This window comes from Paraburkholderia sp. BL23I1N1, from assembly GCF_003610295.1.
Taxonomy (GTDB): Bacteria; Pseudomonadota; Gammaproteobacteria; order Burkholderiales; family Burkholderiaceae; genus Paraburkholderia.
Genome location: NZ_RAPV01000001.1, coordinates 4014630 through 4032841 on the forward strand (window position 1 = coordinate 4014630; position 18212 = coordinate 4032841).

Here is an 18212-nt window from a genome sequence, read left to right on the forward strand (position 1 = left end):
CCGCCTTTTGTGTTGCAGCCGTCCTACCTCTGATTTGGTACTTGAACTCTGACGGGCGTTACCTGGCTAGGGGAAAGCCGCGCCGGGAGATTGTATTTACGCCGCCGGGACGTGTTCATTGGCGACATCGCCCGGTCTCAGCACACCCAACGCACAAAATAAGATTTTTCCTACGAATTATATTGCGAATCGTTCTCATTCACGTTAATGTTAACAAAATCGAAAGCTTGCCGCCGGAACCGATTTCCTTAACAAAAACACGAACGTAATCAACATGCTATCCCGCCTTTGTCGCATTGCCCGCCGGTCATCCGCTTCACCGTTCGAGCCGCCGGCCGACCGTTTCAACCCGCTGGCTTTGTCCATGCGCCTTGCATTTGCAGGAGCGCTGACAACGGGTTTCGGCACGTCTGCCTACGCGCAAGCGCAAACCGGGACGACTCAGGAAGTCAGCAAGGACACGAAGGAATTGCCCGCCGTGACGGTCAACGCAGAGTCGGGCGGCGATCTTCCCGAAACCTACGCGGGCGGTCAGTTGGCACGTGACGGACGTGTAGGACTGCTTGGCAACAAGAGCGTGATGGATACGCCTTTCAGCGTCAGCGACTACACCTCGAAGCGGATGGAAGACCAGCAGGCGGTGACCCTGGCTGAGGTGTTGAACAAGGATCCGTCCACGCGGTTTACCGGGCAGATCGGCGGCGTGACTGACTCATTCTTCATCCGCGGCTTTCCGGTTAACGAAGGGAATCTGAGCGAGGTCGCGTTCGACGGCGTGTATGGCGTTTCGCCCAATTACCATCTGTTCACGGAGTATCTGGAGCGCGTCGAGGTGCTCAAGGGGCCGGCCGCGTTGCTGTATGGAATGTCGCCGAATAGTGGTGTCGGCGGGGTGATCAACGTGATGCCAAAGCGCCCTTTGAACAAGGATTTGACCCGCGTCACGCTCGACTATGCGTCGGACTCCAAGGTAGGCGAGGCGATCGATCTGAGTCGCCGTTTCGGCAGTGAGCGTCAGTTCGGCATCCGGTTCAACGGCTTGCACCGTCAGGGCGGCACGCCGCTGGACAACCAGAAGTCGCGCGCCGAGGTGGGGGCGTTGTCGCTCGATTACCAGGGCGAGCGGTTCCGCGCTTCGCTCGACGTAATCGAACAGTATCAATGGGTCGACGCGCCCACGCGCCCGTTTCTCGTGGCGTCGGGCATTCAGGTGCCCAGTGCGCCGGATGGCCGCCGCAATGTTACCCAATCGTGGGGCTGGTGGAAATCCAATGACACGTCGACGTTGCTGCATGCCGAATACGATGTCAACGATCACGTCACCGTCTTTGGCGACGCAGGCGGGACGAAATCGGATGTCTCGCGACTTTCGGATCAGACGCCGACCATTCTGAATTCAGCGGGCGACACCGCGGCCACGCCGCAGAACTGGAAATTCCAGATCAACCGTTCGACCGCGGACACGGGCGTACGCACCCAGTTCAGTACCGGTGCAGTCAAACATGCCGTGGTGCTGCAGGCGAACGTCTATCAGGACCGCATCGCGAGTGCGAGCAATTCCGGTAAAGCGATTCTGTCGAACATCTATTCGTCGATCGCGAGTCCGGAGCAAAACGTGAGTGCGCCGACAAGCGTACCCAAGCTTTCGGCGTCGACGCTTTCGGGTGTGGCGCTGGCCGATACCATGAGCATGTTGAACGAACGACTGCAACTGACGCTCGGTGTGCGTCAGCAGCATGTCCAGTCCGACAACTTCAGCGCGACCACGGGGGCGCGGACATCGTCGTACAACGAGAGTGCCACCACGCCGCTGGTCGGCCTTGTCGTGAAGCCGTGGCAAAACGTGTCGTTCTACGCCAACTACATCGAAGGGCTCAGCAAAGGCGATATCGCCCCCACAACCGCGTCGAACGCGGGCCAGGTTTTCGCGCCCTACAAGACGAAGCAGGAAGAGGTCGGCGTCAAGCTCGATATGAGCGGCGTGCTGGCGACGCTGGCTGCCTTCAGGATCACCAAGCCGAGTGGCCAGTTGTACGGCACCGTTTATTCGGTCGATAGCGAGCAGCGCAATCAGGGGTTGGAGCTAAACGTATCCGGCGAGCCGCTGAAGGGCGTCCGCCTGCTGGGCGGGGTGACGCTGCTGGACGCCACGCTGACGAAAACCAACAGTGCCGCGACGGTGGGTAACCGGCCTGTCGGCGTGCCGACGTGGATGGCCAATGTCGGCACCGAATGGGACTTGCCATGGGTGCCCGGTTTCACGCTGACCGGCGGCGTCAATTACACCGGTCGGGAATACGTCAATCAGGCGAACACTCAGTCCGTGCCGTCCTGGACGACGGTTGATCTGGGCGCCCGCTACCAGACCAGACTGTACGGCAAATCGACCACCGTTCGGGCCGGCCTGCTTAACGCGTTCGACCGCAAGTACTGGTCGGGTGTCGCCTCGTACGGAACGATTTCGCTGGGTGCGCCGCGCACTATCTTTCTGTCGGCTTCCGTGGACTTCTAAACCGGTCAATCATGACGCAAATGCCAGACCCTACGCTACTCCAGGCAAAACGAAGCGATTGTGGCGAGGTTGATGAAGCCGATGTGCTGCAACCGCTTCTCGATCCGGCCATTTCCAGCCTCGTCTTCGATTCGCAAGGCACGTTGCTGAAGCTGGTTGGGCAGTATGGTTCGCCGCTCAATATCGTGTGGCCGGACATGCTGCGGCGAAACGTCGAAGCCTTTCGCGCCGTGCTGAACCGGCACAACGTCCAGTCTGAGATCTACTACGGCGCGAAGGTCAACAAGTCGCTGGGTCTGGTGCGCGCGGCCGTCGAAGCTGCTATCGGCGTGGATGTCTCCAGCATCTATGAAATGCGCGATGCGCTGCGAGCCAGAATCGAGCCAGCCAGGCTTTGTGCCACAGGTCCCGCCAAAACCCGGGTATTTCACGCAGCGCTTATCGCCAATGGCGCATTGATCGCGGTCGACTCCGTCGAGGAGTTCAACGATCTCGACGCGCTTGTCCGTGAGATCGGGCTGGATCGCCCGACGCGGGTGCTGCTGCGTTATCGGCCCGCCACGTGCGCAACGAGCCGCTTCGGCATGGGCGCCGACGACCTGCTGGCATGTCTGCGGCGTCTGACCGGGCTAAAGAATCGGTTCCTGTTCGAGGGATTTCACTTCCATCTTGGCGGCTATGGTCATGAATCGCGCGTGCAGGCCGTGCGTGAGCTCACCCGCTTCGTGGTCGCCGCGCGCGATATGAGCCTCGCGCCGACGATCCTCGACATCGGCGGCGGTCTGCCGGTTCAGTACATAGATAGCGAAGCGTACGAGGCGTTTTTGCGTGCGCAGCACAGTAGTGACTACCGGAATGGCAAGGTGCCCGCGTCGTTTTATCCGTACGGCGGCCCGGTCGGCGCGTGTGAGTGGCTGGACCGGTTTCTTCAGGCGCCGTGTGCCGACGGCCTCTCCGTTGCCAGGTATCTCGACGCGATGCAACTGACTCTGGCCATCGAGCCCGGGCGGAGCCTCGCCGATCAGACTGCGATCTCCGTTTTCCGGATCACGCGCGTCAAGTCGTTGGCGGCGGACCAGGTTGTGATTTTCGCGGAAGGCAGCAGTTTCAGCGCGTGCGAAACGTGGTTCGCCTCCGAGTTTCTGGTGGACCCAATCCTTGTGCCGGCACAGGTCGACAGCGAGGACGACGGGCGACCAGTACGCGCCTGGATTGCCGGGCACAGTTGTCTCGACGAAGACGTCATCACCAATCGCCTGATTCATTTTCAAAGGAGGCCGAAAACGGGCGACCTCCTGGTGTATGCCAACGCCGCGGGCTATCAGATGGACATGCTCGAAAACGAATTTCACCGCCATCCTATGCCGCGCAGGATTTCCGTGGTCTACAACGCCGCGGGCGGCATGCAGATTTCACCTGACGATCGAATGGAGTACCGGAATGATTTTGAATAAAGTGACCGACCTGATCGGTAACACGCCGATTCTCAGCATTTCCATTCCAGCAAAGAATGCCAGGCTGCTGCTGAAGATCGAGAAGAACAACCCGGGCGGAAGCATCAAGGACCGCATGGCCCGCAACATGATCGTTGCGGCGCTCAAGTCGGGGCGGCTCAGCGCCGGTGGCGTAGTGGTGGAGTCGTCTTCCGGGAATACGGGTATCGGCCTCGCGATCGCGGCCGTGGAGTTCGGACTGCGATTCATTGCGGTAGTCGATCACCATGCGGCGCCGGACAAGATCGCGGTCATGCGCGCGCTCGGTGCGGAAATCCGCTATGTCGAAGGCACCTATCGGGAAGACGAGGTCGCGGTGGTGGAGCGGCAGCGCCTCGCGGCTGGACTGGCGAGCGAGATTCCAGGCGCGGTGTTCATGAATCAATCAGACAACGCGGCCAACGCAGGCGGCTATTCGGATTTTGTCCGGGAAGTCATCGGCGAGGTTGGCGGTGTCGATGCGTATGTTGGCTGCGTCGGCACGGGCGGGTCGATGACCGGCATCGCTCGCGGGCTGAAAGTGCACAACCCGCAAACGAAAACGATCGCCGTGGAACCGGACGGATCGATCGTGTTCGGCCAGCCGGGGCATGCCTATTATCAGTCCGGCACCGGCACGCCGGAGGGCGACACGGTGGGTCTCGTGCTCGACTACAGCTGTATCGACATGGGCGCGCAGGTCTCCGATGCGCAGGCGTTCGAGACGGCCCGTTACATGGCCAAGCGCACAGGGCTGCTGGTCGGCGGATCGACCGGCGGTGTGATCTACAAGGCGCTCGAATTCATCCAGTGCGGCCTGATCGGCGGCAACGTGGTGGCCGCCGTGGCTGACGGCGGAGAGAAGTATCTGCATACGGTCTTCAGCGAGAGCTGGCTGAAGGAGCGCGATCTGCTCGACCCGCAAATCTGGGATCGGCTCGACGGCTGGTTCGGCCAGGAAAGCTTTGTCGAGACGCCGCGCGAATTGCCGCGGTTGCACGCGGTATGACGGCGACGATGGAGAGCGCCGTGCTGCCGCTCAACGTGGTCATTTGCGGCGGTGGTCGAACCGGCCATCTCGCCGCCGTGCTGTTCAAGCAGATTTCCGGTGTGCGCGTTTCGCTGCTGACGGGCAGCCCGGAGGTGATCGACCGCTATCGCCGCAGCGAGAACGGCATCACGGCATGGATGCCGGACGACACGACGTGCGCTGCCCGTCTCGACGCTGTCACGAGCGAGCCGGCCACGGCGCTCGCCGACGCGGATGTCGTCATCATCACGGTGCCCGCTCACGTCAGGCCGGCGCTGCTGAACGCGATCGCACCACATTTGCCGGCGGAAAAACCCGTCTACGTCGGCGCGATTCCGGGCTTCTGCGGCTTCGACTGGCTTGCTGAGCGCGCATTGGCGGCCCGGCCCAATGCCGTCATCTGGGGCATGAAGGACGTGGCGCATACCGCTTTCGATTTACAGCCCGGCGTGTCGATCAGAATGGGCGGCGCGAAGAGCACGCTTTACGTCGGCACCCACGCACGCGAAACGGAAGCGTCGCGCGCTGCGTTGCTCACGCACCTGAAAAGGCTCTACGCGTCGCCCGTCGAATTGCTGGATGATTTTCTGGAAATCACCCTGACGCCCGGCAACCCGATCATGCACAGTTCGGTGATCTATGGGCTGATCGGACCTTACGGGCAATGGCACGACAAGGCGTTTTCTACGCCGCTGTGCTGGTGGACCGATTGCCCCGAGCTCGGCGCGTATTTCCTCGAACGCAGCGACGAGGAGAGCCGCATGCTATGCAAGGCCGTCGAGCAGCGGCTGGGTGTGAATCTATCGTCGATCAAACCGTTGAAGCAGGAGATCATCGAGGCGTACGACGATCAGATTCGCGACCACGGCACGATGCTATCGGTATTGCGAACCAATCAGGCCTACGACGCAATCGAGGCCCCGCTGATCCCGACCAAAGATCGCAGCGGATACCTGATCGATAAGGAAAGCCGCGCATTTCATGAGGACGTGGCCTTTGGCCTCGCATTGCTGGTCGAGATGGCCGGGCGTCTCGAGATGCGCTTGCCTCACATCGAAGAAATCTTTCACTGGAACGTGTCCTATATGGACGGCCTGCGCAGTTCCGCCCTCGACTACTTTCCCGAAACCTGGCCAGCGTGAGCCCGGAACTTATGAAGAACTCTCTTTCGCTATTGCAACCTGATAACGCGTTCTATGTGGACCGTCGGCAGACCGCGCTCGAGTCGGCGCAGCACAATGCGCTGCGACGCGTCGTTCGTTGCCTGTTCGCCGAGAAGATCGTCGCCACGGACGCGCTCGTCTTCGCGCCCGAGGGTCGCGGCGCCTGGCTACCGCTCTGGAACCGGCATGCCATGCTGTTCTTTGCCAACCTCGAGCGGGCGCCGGCCGATACCTTTATCAATCGCGGCGCTATTACGTTGATCGACTCTAACGGCGCGCGCACCGCGGTCGAAGGTCCCGATCAACTGATCGACCTGCTGCGGCCGAGCTTCGATTTTGCGCCGGGCGACGAAGGCGTGGCCGGACTCAAATCGGACATGGCCAACAGCATCGAGAACGACGCGCTCGCCCGTATTTATCGCGACGCCTGGGATACGGACCTGCGCGCGCATATCGACGCGGCCGGCGACCGTGGTCTGATCCACTACCTGCGCAAGCACATGAGCGTGCGGGATGCCGCCGTCCTGCTCGATCAGTGGGGTGCGCTAGAAGGCCATCCGTTCTATCCCACGTGGAAGAGCAAGCCGGATCTGAACGCAACGGAGGTCGCCGCGCTGTCGCCCGAGTTCAACGCCAGGGTCGACGTGCGTATCGCCGCGCTGCGGGCGGACATGGCGTATATCGAGCGGATGCCGCACGTCGACAGCTATCACGACTGGTTTGCCGCGCAGTTCCCGCAGTTGTGGGCACGCTGGAAAGAGGGCCTGGAAGCCAGCGATCTCGACGCACCTCAGTGGCTGCCGTTGCCGATCCATGCATGGCACCTCGACCATTTCGTGCGCAACGAATACGCGGCGGAGATCGAGGAGGGCGTGCTGATTCTCGACGGCCCCGATATCGTGACGTTGCCGACCATGTCGTTCCGCACGATGATGCCGCGGTTGCCGGGACCGGTGCCGTTCATCAAGCTGCCGGTCGCGCTGTGGCTGACGAGCGAGCAGCGCAGCCTCCAGGCAAAGTCGATCCATATGGGACCGCGCGTCAGTACCGTCATCAAACACATCCTGGCCGATGAAAATGGCTTCGACCAGACGCTCGAGATTTTTCCGGAAGAGGTCGCGCTTCACTACAAACACGCGGTGCGCCAGGAAGACCGGCCGGGACGTCACCTGTCGGTTGCGTATCGCGCCAGCAAGGATGCGTTCGAACGCACGGACGGTCTGTTCCCGATCACCGTGGCCGCCTTGCTGACCCGCTCACCGGTGCGCGGCCGTCCGCTCATCACCGAGTTGATCGAGCACGACGGCACGCCTGCGGCAGCGGAAACGGTGGAGGCCTGGTTCCGGCGATATGCGCGAGTCGTCACGCATCCGGTGATCGGCATCTATCTGCTCTACGGCATCGCACTCGAGGCGCATCAGCAGAATACGTCGGTGCTGTTCGCCGCGGACGGAACGCCCCGAAGCCTGTTGATTCGCGATTTCGGCGACGGCCGGACCTATGTTCCGCTGCTTGCCGAACGGGGCTATGAAATCAAGCCGTACGTGCATCCAGGCATTCTGCCGACTGTCTTCGACGGCGACATCGAACCGGTTCGCGCTTTCGTGCTGGACGCATGCTTTGTGTGTCATCTGCACGAAGTCGCGCTGCTGCTGACGGAGGAATATGGGCTGGCGCGATCCCGCTTGTGGGAGATTCTGCGCGAGGAAACGGGGCGCACCTTCGACGCCTTCGCGCCGCGTGTTTCCGACGCGCTGTGGCAGGCCGAGCGGGTGGCATTCCTCGACCATCCCTGGCCGACGCGCTCGGTACTGCGAATGCATCTGCTCAAGTATTCGGACTACCGGCTTCAGCATCATCTGCCCAATCCGCTGCTGCCGGCGCGCAACGAGGGTTGAGCGATGACGCACGCCACCGTCGCGCCGGATCGCGCGGCGCGCCTGATTCACGTGCTATTCGTGATTCAGCTCGTCTCCATGGGCGCCATGGAGATGAGCGGTCCGTTCTGGCCGATCCATCTGAAGGCGCTCAGCACGTCCAGTTTCGAGTTCGGTTTTGCCGGCGTCGCGGTCTATGTGGGGCCCATGCTGGGCATCATGCTGACGAGTGCGTTCTGGGGCCGCGTCGGCGATCGCACCGGGCACAAGCTGATGATGATCCGCGCCTTGCTCGGGCTGTCGCTCACGCAGTTGGCGCTGGCCTTTGCCGCTGATGTCTGGACGATCCTCGCGCTGCGATTCGTGCAAGGCGCCTGTGCGGGCTACATCGCGCCGGCGCAGACTTATGGCGTCAGCATCGAGTCTCCGTTGCGGCGGGCGCGGCTGTTTGCGTATCTGCAGGTCTCGACCAATCTGGGCTCGTTAGCCGGTGCAGTCTCCGGCGGTCTGATTCTCGATCACGCGACATTCTTCTGGATCAACATTGTCGCCGCTGTGTTGTGCGTGTGCTGTGTTGCTGCCGTGGCGCTGATTCTGCCCGATGTATCGGTGTCGAAGCGTGTGGCGGCAACCGATCCAGGGGGCGGCACGGCGGCTGCGTCCGGTGCGCGGTTCTCGTGGCGTTCGCCGCCGATTCCCGGTTTGCTCGGGGTGGTCGGCATCTTGCTGGTGAGCCGCACGATCACCCAGACGCCGTTTTCGCTCTACGTGAGTTCGATGTTCGGCGTGGGCAACTGGGTGGTGGGTTTGTGCTACGGCATGCTGTCGTTGGGCTTTGTCGTGTCCGCCTCGCTTTGGGCCCGCTATTTCGAGCACAGGACGCTGCCGGACGCGCTGCGCAGGATGACGTTCATTGCGCTCGCCTGCGCCGGCCTGACGCTGGCGGCAGGGCTCACGCGCAACGTCGGCGTGTTCACCGCGATTCATTTTGTGTGGGGTGTTCTGCTCGGCGCCACGACTCCGGTGCTGATGTCGCTGATTTCGCGGGCGGCTGACGGTCTCTATCAGGGTTACGTTCTCGGCATCGCACAAAGCACGACGCAGTTTTCGTCGATTGCCGGCATTGCCATGGGCGGCTGGTTGAGCGACAGCGTTGGGCTGCAATACACCTACTTCTTCGTGGCAGTGTCCTACGTGCTGGCGATGGTCGTTATTCTGGCGCTCAGGCGCGAGCGCGGCGCCGTCGCGCGCCCGCAGATTTCGCCGGGACAATAAGAAGGCTGCCGAATGTTCATTCACCTGCATTTTTCATCATGACCATCCAACGTCGCTGGGGCAATGTGCTCATTGCTCTCGCAGGCATCGTCGTGCTCGCGGTGGCGCTCCTCGTCCTGAAGCGGACCGGGGACGCTTCCGCCGCAGCCGATGACAGCAAGGCCGCCCTGACCACGGTGACCGATCTGCTCGGACGCAAGGTCCAGGTGCGCGTGCCGGTGCGCCGCGTGATCCTGGGGGAAGGGCGTCAGCTCTATCTGGTTGCGGCGCTCGACACCGACAACCCGTTGCAGCGGATCGTCGGCTGGCGCAAGGACCTGATTCAATCGGACCCGGATACCTGGTCCGCGTACCTGCGCAAGTTTCCCGCGATCGCTGACATTCCGACGTTCGGCGGCTTCGAGGACGGCACGTTCGACATCGAACAGGCCATTGCGCTCAAGCCCGATGTGATTCTGATGAACATCGAAGCGCAGCGGGCCACGGAGGACGCGCGCTACACCGAGAAACTCGCCGCATTGGGCATACCGGTCGTGTACGTCGATTTCCGTCACTTTCCCCTGGAGAACACCGAGCCGACCATGCGTCTCGTCGGCAAGCTGTTCGGCAAGGAGGAGCGGGCGGAGGCGTTCATCGCGTTTCGCGCCGCGCAGATCCGGCGCGTCACCGACGTCATCGCCGCGCACCGGCCAGCGCGCCCGAAGGTATTCATCGAACGCATCGGCGGATACACCGAGGACTGTTGCCTGAGCTTCGGCAATGAGAACTTCGGCAAGTTCGTCGAGATGGCGGGCGGTAACAACATCGCCAAGGGCATTATTCGCGGAACCTTCGGCCAGCTCAATCCCGAACAGGTGGTGGCGGCCGACCCGGACCAGGTGGTCGTCACCAGCGCCAACTGGGAGGCGTTCGTGCCGCATGGGCGCTGGGTCGGCGTGGGACCGGGCGCGGAACTGACGGAAGCCGCGCGCAAACTTGAGGCCTACACCACGCGGCCGGCCTATGCCGGCATCAAGGCAAACCGGAACCATGAGTTTCATGCGATCTGGCATCAGTTCTACAACAGTCCTTACGACTTCGTCGCCATCCAGCAACTGGCGAAGTGGTTTCATCCAGCGCTCTTTGCCGATCTCGATCCGGACGCCACGTTCCGCGAGTTGCATGAACGCTTCCTGCCGGTCGACTACGCACCGGGCTATTTCGTGAGCCTGCCAGGCGCGGAGAACCGTCAATGAGTGCCCTGCCTCTGGTCGAATCGACCCAACGTAACGCCTATCGCGGGCTCGTGCGGCGCAAGCGCGTGCTGCTCGGCGTTTTTGCGGTGCTGCTGCTGTTGAGCGTACTGCTCGATCTCGCACTCGGCCCGGCGAACTACAGTCTCGCCGACGTCGCGCGCGCGGTGCTCTGGCCCGATACCGTGTCGTCGCAGTTGCGCGTGGTGCTGTGGGACATCCGCATGCCGGTGGCCCTGATGGCCGTGGTCGTGGGGGCGGCATTGTCGCTTGCCGGCGCACAGATGCAGACGATCCTCAACAATCCGCTCGCGAGCCCGTTTACGCTGGGCATTTCCGCCGCGGCGAGCTTTGGCGCGGCGTTGGGCCTCGCCTTCGGCCTCAAGCTCTTCCCGGTTGCCGTCGACTATATGGTGCCGCTGAACGCTTTCCTGATGGCCGTCCTGTCCGCGCTCCTGATTCACGCACTCAGCATGCGGCGTGGCGTGACGGCCGAAACGATCGTGTTGCTCGGCATCGCCCTAGTTTTTACGTTCAACGCGCTGCTCGCGCTGGTCCAGTATTTCGCAACCGAGCAGGCTGTCGCCGCCGTCGTGTTCTGGACCATGGGCAGTCTGACCAAAGCGACGTGGCCCAAAGTCGGTGTGGTCTGCGTCGCGATCCTGGTTATGTCGCCGGTCTTCGCGCGGCGTGCCTGGGCGTTGACGGCGCTGCGTCTGGGCGACGACAAGGCCGCCAGTTTCGGCATCAACGTGCGGCGGTTGCGCTTCCAGACGCTGGTGATGGTCAGCCTGCTTGCGGCGTTCCCGGTCGCGTTCGTGGGCGTCATCGGGTTCGTCGGGCTGGTGGGGCCGCATATCGCGCGCATGCTGGTCGGCGAGGATCAACGCTTTTTCCTGCCGGCTTCATTGCTGACGGGTGCGCTGATGATGTCGGTCAGTTCCGTGGTGAGCAAGACGCTGATTCCGGGCGCCATCTTTCCGATTGGCGTGGTGACCTCTCTCGTCGGCGTGCCGTTCTTTATTTCCCTGATTCTGCGCAGCAAGAGGACCGCATGGTGAAGCTACGGCTGGATGGTGTCGGCGCGGCTTACGGCAGTCGCCGGATTCTCTCGGAGATCAGTACACCGGCGTTCTTCGGCGGCGAGGTGGTCGCGGTCATCGGCCCGAATGCGGCCGGCAAGTCGACGCTGTTCAAACGCATGGCGGGGCTGGTCGACGGGCCCGGTGACGTGCGTCTGGAAGACTCACGCAAAGGCTTGGACGGCGTGTGTTACATGCCGCAGGATAGCGCCGCCAGTGCGCGTCTGACGGTCTACGAATCCATCCTGCTGGCGTGCAAGCAGCATCAGCCGAGCTGGGCTGTACACGACGCCGATCTCGCGCTGATCGACGGGATCATGGCGTCCTTAGGCATCGGCGAGCTGGCGTTTCGCTACCTGGACGAGTTGAGCGGCGGCCAGCGGCAACTAGTCTCGATCGCGCAGACGCTCGCGCGTGATCCGGAGATCATGCTCATGGACGAGCCGACCAGTGCGCTCGACATGCGCCGGCAAGCACAGGTGCTCGGCTTCATGCGGACGCTCGCGAAGCAGCGCGGGGTGATCGTCTTCATCGCATTGCACGACCTCAATCAGGCGCTGCGCTTTGCCGACCAGGTCCTGGTGATCGCCGACGGTACCGCGCACGGCAGCGGGCCTTGCGAAGACGTCATCACGGTCGCGATGCTGCGCGACGTGTACCGGATCGACGCGCGCATCGAGCGGTGTTCGAAGGGGGCGTGTCACGTCATCGTCGACGGCGCCGTACAGGATTTCATCTGATTGGGGAGGCTATGCTCGATCTTGCCCGACTGCGCGCCGATACGCCCGGCACGCACGACGTCGTACATTTCAACAACGCCGGTGCGAGCCTTATGCCGCGGATCGTTATCGATACGGTCGTGGAGCATGTGCGCGAGGAAGCGCGTCTCGGCGGATACGAGGCGGCCAGCACCGCCGCCGGGCGGCTTGAAAGCGTCTATGTTTCCTGTGCACGGCTGCTCAACGCGCAACCCGACGAGATCGCGGTGATCGAAAACGCGACGCGCGCCTGGGACATGGCGTTCTACTCGTTACCGCTTTCGGCGGGTGATCTCGTGCTGACGTCCGCCACGGAATATGCGGGCAACTACATCCCGTACCTGCAGTTGCAAAAGCAGCGTGGCATCCGGATCGAGGTGATTCCGAACGACGGGCAAGGCGAGGTGTCGGTCGAGGCGTTGCAGCGGCGGTTGACCGACCCGCGCGTGAAGCTCGTCTCGCTCCCGATCATCGCGACCAACGGCGGCCCCGTGCAACCTATCGAGGCAATCGGCGCGGCGGCGCGCGAGGCAGGCGTATGGTTTCTTCTCGACGCTTGCCAGGGGGCTGGGCATGTGCCGCTGGATGTGAAGAAGATCGGCTGTCACATGCTGGCTGCGACGAGCCGTAAATATTTGCGGGGACCTCGCGGCATGGGCTTTTTGTATATTGAACGGGCGCTCTGTGCGCAACTCGAGCCCACCTTTCTCGATCTGCACGCGGCGACGCTGCAAACGCCGGACCGGTTCGAGATACGCGGCGACGCCCGTCGTTTCGAAAACTGGGAATGCAACGTTGCCGCCAAGCTCGGCATGGGCGCGGCGATCGACTACGCGCTCGAACTCGGCATCGTGCCCATCTGGACGCGCATTCAGGCGCTCGCCGATGGTCTGCGCGAGCGGTTGGCGCAGATCGACGGTGTAACGCTCCAGGATAGGGGCGCGGTCAAATCGGGCATCGTGACATTCACGCTCGACCGTTGCGACGCCGCGGATGTCCAGCAATGGCTGGCGTCGCAAGCCAGACGTATCAACGTCTCCCGTTCGACGTTCCAGTCGACGATGCTGGATATGCAGATGCGCGGTCTGCGCGACGTGGTACGCGCCTCGGTTCACGCCTACAACTCGGACGAAGACATCGACGCGCTCGTGCAAGTGGTGCAGGCGATGTCGAGGGGGATGGCCGATGCTCGATAAGCTGCCGTATTGCGTCGCGCTCAAGCCGCTCGCTTTCTTTCGGCCCTCCGAGGCGGTCGACGAACACGACGTGCACCGTCTGGCCGCAGCCATTCGCGAGGCCGGTTCATGGACCACGCCGATCCCTATCGAGAAGGGGACCGGCATCATCATGGATGGGAACCACCGGGCGCGCGCGGCCGCGCTGCTCGGGTTGCGCTACGTGCCCTGTGTGTTGCTCGACTATCGGGATCCGAGGGTTTCAGTGACGCACTGGCAGACCGGCGAGCCGTTCTGTATCGATAGCATCCGCAGGCGGATCTTGCAGGATAAGGCGCTGCTCCCCTACAAGACGACGCGGCATCGCTTCGCGCCTGTGCTACCCGCAACGGAGATTCTGTTGTCCGTGTTGCATGCGGGCGCTTGATATGTTTTGCGTGTGGAGGGTGGTGGTTTCAAACCGAGACAAATAGTCGGTAGATAAACCCAAAAATCAAAGTAATACAGTAACAAAAACTGGTTGCGGCTGGATACGATAGCGAAAAACGCTGCCTGATGACCATAATGCAGGTTCTTGGCAACGGGCGCGCATTCCCTTTCCAAACAAGCCCCTAACACCGCCTATGCCACGCCCCATCGTTGCCCAGATTCATCCCGGCGCAGTCAGCCACAACCTCTCCCTCGTCAAGCAGCGCGCGCCTCGGTCACGGGTTTGGGCCGTCGTCAAAGCCAACGCATACGGGCACGGAATCGATCGCATTTTCCCGGCACTCGCAAAAGCCGACGGCATCGCGCTACTCGATCTCGACGAAGCGGTCCGTGTGCGCGAGCTGGGTTGGACCAAACCGATTCTGCTTCTGGAAGGCGTGTTCAAACCAGGCGACGCGCAAATCGCCCAACAGTTCGATCTCTCCATGGCCGTGCATTGCCATGAGCAACTCAATCTGTTGCGCCTTTCGTCGTCACTTGAGCGTTCCAACGCGCTCAATGTGCATCTCAAGATGAACTCCGGAATGAATCGTCTTGGATTCCGGCCCGACGCGTACCGTGCCGCGTGGGAGCAGGCGAGGTCGATTCCGGGCATCGGCGAGATCACCTTGATGAGCCATTTCGCGAATGCCGACGATGGCGATGTGGCATGGCAGATGGATCGCTTCGACGCCGTGACTCAGGACATACCGGGCCAACGGTGTCTCGCGAATTCGGCGGCTGTTCTGTGGCATCCCCAGGCGCATCGTGACTGGGTGCGCCCGGGTGTCGTGCTCTACGGTGGGTCGCCCACCGGTCAGTCGCGCCACATTGACGACGTGGGCCTGCGTGCCTCCATGACGCTCAGGAGCGAAGTGATCGGTGTGCAGTCGTTGTCGGCGCAGGAAACAGTCGGATATGGCCGTGCCTTCGCCGCGAATCGTGAAATGCGCATTGGCGTGGTCGCATGCGGGTATGCGGACGGATACCCGCGGCACGCATCGACGGGTACGCCAATCGCTATCGACGGTGTCATGACGCAAGTGGTGGGCCGTGTTTCGATGGACATGCTCACCGTCGACCTGTCGCCGTGTCCGCACGCGCAGATCGGTTCAAAAGTCGAGTTATGGGGCGACCAGGTGAAGATCGACGACGTCGCCCACGCGTCGGGGACGATCGGGTACGAACTGATGTGCGCCTTGGCAAAACGGGTGCCGGTAGAAGTTGCCTGAATGACCCTCTGTATTGCCCGAGCGTGAGGCAAGCCGCAAGGAATAGCCGCATCTTCGGCCGGGATGCGGCGCAGCATTGCTGTTGCGCAGGTATTGTGGGGTCCAATGCAACGCCATAACGTTGCACCGGACATTCTGTTTTTACGTAATAATCGCGAGGCGCGTTACATTCGATCCACTAACCATTAAAAATGCGTAGGTCATGGCTTTCAGCGAACCGAGGTCTCCATTTTTCAGGTGGGTGGTGTCCTCCGCTCAGAACCTGAGCGCTGACAACCGGCAAATATTGCTTGCCAATCTATTCACGCGAACTGCATCAATTGTATTTGCGTCGATCTGCGAAATCAGTGTCTGCGCGACCGCCTACTATCTGATTCCAAGGCCCCTGTATGCGTGGTGGGGCAGCGCGGTGGTCGCGCTGCTGATTACGCGTCTCACGTTGATCTGGCTGTGTTGCCGGCGCAGCGCCCGCAACCTGCCGACCCCCACCTCTGCCTTCCTCTTTGCGAGCCTTCTCTGGGCCGCACTTTTCGGTTTCGGCGCATTCTTGTGCAATACCAGCGGAAATCAGACGCTTTTTCTGCTCGGCAACGTTTGCGCGGTGGGCGTGATCGGCGGACTGGCCGGACGCAACGCGGGCACACCCCGACTGGTGCTTCTGCAGATTTCGTTCATTCTCGGATTGTTGGGTTGGGGGGCGGCGCTTTCGCCCGGCTCCGGCAAGCTCGTGCTGCTGTTTCAGGCTCCGTTTTGCGCGGCGGGTTTCTTTACCGTGGCCTTGCGCAGCAATCGCGATACCGTTGCGTTACTGTTGGCGCGCGAAAGCAGTCATCGGCTCGCTCACCAGGACAGTCTCACTGGCCTGCCCAATCGCGCTCGCATTACCGAACTTCTGCTGGAGCGCACCGCGGCAGGCTCGTTGCAGCGGGATCATCGGTTCGCGGTGCTACTGATCGATCTCGACGGCTTCAAGGCGATCAATGACAGCCTGGGCCATGCCGCCGGCGATCAGATCCTTCAGGAGGCCGCGGTTCGATTGCGTGAAGTACTGCCGGCCGGCGACCTGGTTGGACGCCTGGCCGGCGACGAGTTCGTCGCCATTGCCGACGGCACGGCGTTACCCCGCGACGTCAATTTGCTGGCAGGCTGCATCGTCAAAACGCTGGCGCGTCCTTTCGTATTGAGCGAGGCGTTGGTGCATATCGGTGCGAGTGTGGGCGTCTCGCTTTATCCGGATCACGCAAAGACAGGGCCGCAATTGCTGATCTGCGCGGACCGTGCGTTGTACGCGGTCAAACGCAGTGGCAAAAGTGCCTTTGCTATCTTCGATGCCGTCAGGCACGCATCCGACGAAAGTCTGAGCCTCCTGCGCAGCGATCTGGAAGGCGCGATGCAGACTTATAACGATTTGCGCATGGAGTACCAGCCGATTGTCGATCTCAGCAACGACACGATTTCCGGCCGCGAGGCACTGCTTCGCTGGACGCATCCGACTCGCGGCGAGCTGTCTCCCTCCGCATTCATTCCCACGGCCGAACGTACGGGTCTGATCCTCGCACTGGGCGAGTGGGCCTTGCTGCAATCCTGCACGGAAGCGGCCACCTGGCGTGATGCGGTGAGCGTCGCCGTGAATGTTTCGCCGGTGCAATTGCGGGAGGAATCATTCGCCGCGACGGTCGCGACGATTCTGGGCAAGACGGGGTTGCCGCCGGCGCGTCTGAATATCGAAGTCACCGAAACGGTGTTGTTGAGCGACGATATCGTCACCCGTCACAATGTCGAGAAGCTCCGCGCGATGGGAATCGGCCTCGCGCTCGACGACTTCGGCACCGGGTTTTCAACCATGTCGACGCTCGTGCGTTTCTCGTTCGACAAACTCAAGATCGACAGTTCGTTCGTTAAGGAGTCCGTGCATCGTCGCGAATCCGCGGCGGTGGTTCGCGGGATTGTGGCTTTGGCGCGGGAAATCGGCATACCGACCACAGCGGAAGGCATCGAGACGCAGGAGCAGCTGAATTTTGTGCGCGTCTGCGGATGCACGCATGCTCAGGGTTTTCTTCTGGGCAAGCCGGTCCGGGGTGGAGAGATTCCGCAGATCGAAACAAGGCTTGCCGCGCATTCGGCTACCGCGCGCACGTGATTCGATACCGAGGTGTACATGGAACCCACATGGCAATTCCAGCTGAGAATCACCGTCTCCCCCGAGCTTGCAAACGACCTGCGCGCAAACGTGGAAGGTGCTTCACATGCCGCGCTTCGTGATCTGCTACGCAGGCACAACGCGACCCTGAAGTGTCAGTTCGACGCTTTCGCCGATTACGTGAGCGAGGCGGAAAAGCAGGGGCCGGAAAACTATCCGCTTTATCAGTGGACGCGGCAGACCATCGAGAACCCGGAGAAGAAAGCGAAGTACTTGCAGTCGTTCACAGTCTATGTGAATGGCGACGAGATATACGGCAAGAAAATCGCCGACGTGATCGAAGCCGAATTGCGGGCACTGATCAGTGACGACGGCATTCAAAGCGTGGCCAGGTTCGATACCAATCCGGCGAATAATCCGCAGCCACCCAGGCGCTAGCGGCGTCACGCAGTTCACCTTTGTAGTCCACCTGCTTTCAAGCACGACACTCGCGTGTAATAAAGGGTAATTATCTTCTCGGCACCGCTTGCGCCTGAGCGCGGCGGTTGTCGACGCGCGATCGCGTCCGTCATTCACTTCCACGGAGATACGTCATGGCGACGTCGGCATTCCGGCTTTTTGCGCTCTTCTGTTCGATTGCTGCGGCAGCGCTGCTCAGCGCATGCGGCGACGGCGTATCGTCCACGCCGACGCCCACTGCGACTAAGGCCGCATGTGGCAACGCCACCGTCGCCAATGCGCATATGAGTTGCCCGCCGGGTTTCGTTCCGCCCGCCTCCTGAGCTCAGAATTCAAA

The 18212-nt window shown here is 61.8% G+C and carries 15 protein-coding genes; all 15 read left to right on the plus strand.

The window, feature by feature from the left end; translation table 11 throughout:
- Positions 1–274 precede the first annotated feature (274 nt).
- The 15 genes from B0G76_RS18730 (at position 275) to B0G76_RS18800 (ending at position 18198) form a co-directional block, all read left to right on the plus strand.
- The gene (locus B0G76_RS18730) at positions 275–2512 is read left to right on the plus strand and encodes a TonB-dependent siderophore receptor (RefSeq protein WP_120293907.1); all 2238 of its coding nucleotides are present in this window, start codon (positions 275–277) and stop codon (positions 2510–2512) included.
- An 83-nt stretch (positions 2513–2595) separates the two neighbouring features.
- Positions 2596–3966 carry a Y4yA family PLP-dependent enzyme gene (locus B0G76_RS18735; RefSeq protein WP_259460626.1) on the plus strand — a complete coding sequence of 457 codons (1371 nt, stop codon included), beginning with the start codon at positions 2596–2598 and terminating at the stop codon, positions 3964–3966.
- A complete protein-coding gene (locus tag B0G76_RS18740; protein WP_120293908.1) occupies positions 3953–4993 on the plus strand; it encodes a PLP-dependent cysteine synthase family protein in 1041 nt (346 codons plus the stop codon). The genes B0G76_RS18735 and B0G76_RS18740 overlap by 14 nt, the downstream gene beginning before the upstream one ends.
- A complete protein-coding gene (locus tag B0G76_RS18745) occupies positions 4990–6156 on the plus strand; it encodes an NAD/NADP-dependent octopine/nopaline dehydrogenase family protein (protein ID WP_183082086.1) in 1167 nt (388 codons plus the stop codon). Before B0G76_RS18740 ends, B0G76_RS18745 begins: the two co-directional genes overlap by 4 nt.
- 11 nt (positions 6157–6167) lie before the next feature.
- Positions 6168–8075 (plus strand): IucA/IucC family siderophore biosynthesis protein, encoded by a 1908-nt coding sequence (locus B0G76_RS18750; RefSeq protein WP_120293909.1) that lies wholly within the window; start codon positions 6168–6170, stop codon positions 8073–8075.
- A gap of 3 nt (positions 8076–8078) precedes the next feature.
- A complete protein-coding gene (locus B0G76_RS18755) occupies positions 8079–9329 on the plus strand; it encodes an MFS transporter (RefSeq protein ID WP_120293910.1) in 1251 nt (416 codons plus the stop codon).
- A gap of 38 nt (positions 9330–9367) precedes the next feature.
- Positions 9368–10564, plus strand: a complete 1197-nt coding sequence (locus B0G76_RS18760; protein WP_120293911.1) for an ABC transporter substrate-binding protein — start codon at positions 9368–9370, stop codon at positions 10562–10564.
- Positions 10561–11622: an iron ABC transporter permease gene (locus tag B0G76_RS18765; RefSeq protein ID WP_120293912.1), complete on the plus strand. Its 1062-nt coding sequence runs from the start codon at positions 10561–10563 to the stop codon at positions 11620–11622. Before B0G76_RS18760 ends, B0G76_RS18765 begins: the two co-directional genes overlap by 4 nt.
- Complete coding sequence (locus B0G76_RS18770; protein ID WP_120293913.1) at positions 11616–12383, plus strand: ABC transporter ATP-binding protein; 768 nt, start codon at positions 11616–11618, stop codon at positions 12381–12383. Before B0G76_RS18765 ends, B0G76_RS18770 begins: the two co-directional genes overlap by 7 nt.
- An 11-nt stretch (positions 12384–12394) precedes the next feature.
- Entirely contained in the window at positions 12395–13597 is a 1203-nt protein-coding gene (locus B0G76_RS18775) for an aminotransferase class V-fold PLP-dependent enzyme (protein ID WP_120293914.1), read from the plus strand.
- On the plus strand, positions 13587–14003 hold the full coding sequence (locus B0G76_RS18780; RefSeq protein WP_120293915.1) for a ParB N-terminal domain-containing protein: 417 nt from the start codon (positions 13587–13589) through the stop codon (positions 14001–14003). The genes B0G76_RS18775 and B0G76_RS18780 overlap by 11 nt, the downstream gene beginning before the upstream one ends.
- Positions 14004–14199: 196 nt before the next feature.
- Positions 14200–15276 carry an alanine racemase gene (alr, locus tag B0G76_RS18785; protein ID WP_120293916.1) on the plus strand — a complete coding sequence of 359 codons (1077 nt, stop codon included), beginning with the start codon at positions 14200–14202 and terminating at the stop codon, positions 15274–15276.
- Between the two features lie 202 nt (positions 15277–15478).
- A complete protein-coding gene (locus tag B0G76_RS18790; protein ID WP_120293917.1) occupies positions 15479–17416 on the plus strand; it encodes a bifunctional diguanylate cyclase/phosphodiesterase in 1938 nt (645 codons plus the stop codon).
- An 18-nt stretch (positions 17417–17434) separates the two neighbouring features.
- The gene (locus B0G76_RS18795) at positions 17435–17854 is read left to right on the plus strand and encodes a hypothetical protein (RefSeq protein ID WP_120293918.1); all 420 of its coding nucleotides are present in this window, start codon (positions 17435–17437) and stop codon (positions 17852–17854) included.
- Positions 17855–18009: 155 nt separating this feature from the next.
- On the plus strand, positions 18010–18198 hold the full coding sequence (locus B0G76_RS18800) for a hypothetical protein (protein ID WP_120293919.1): 189 nt from the start codon (positions 18010–18012) through the stop codon (positions 18196–18198).
- The last annotated feature ends 14 nt before the right edge of the window (positions 18199–18212 follow it).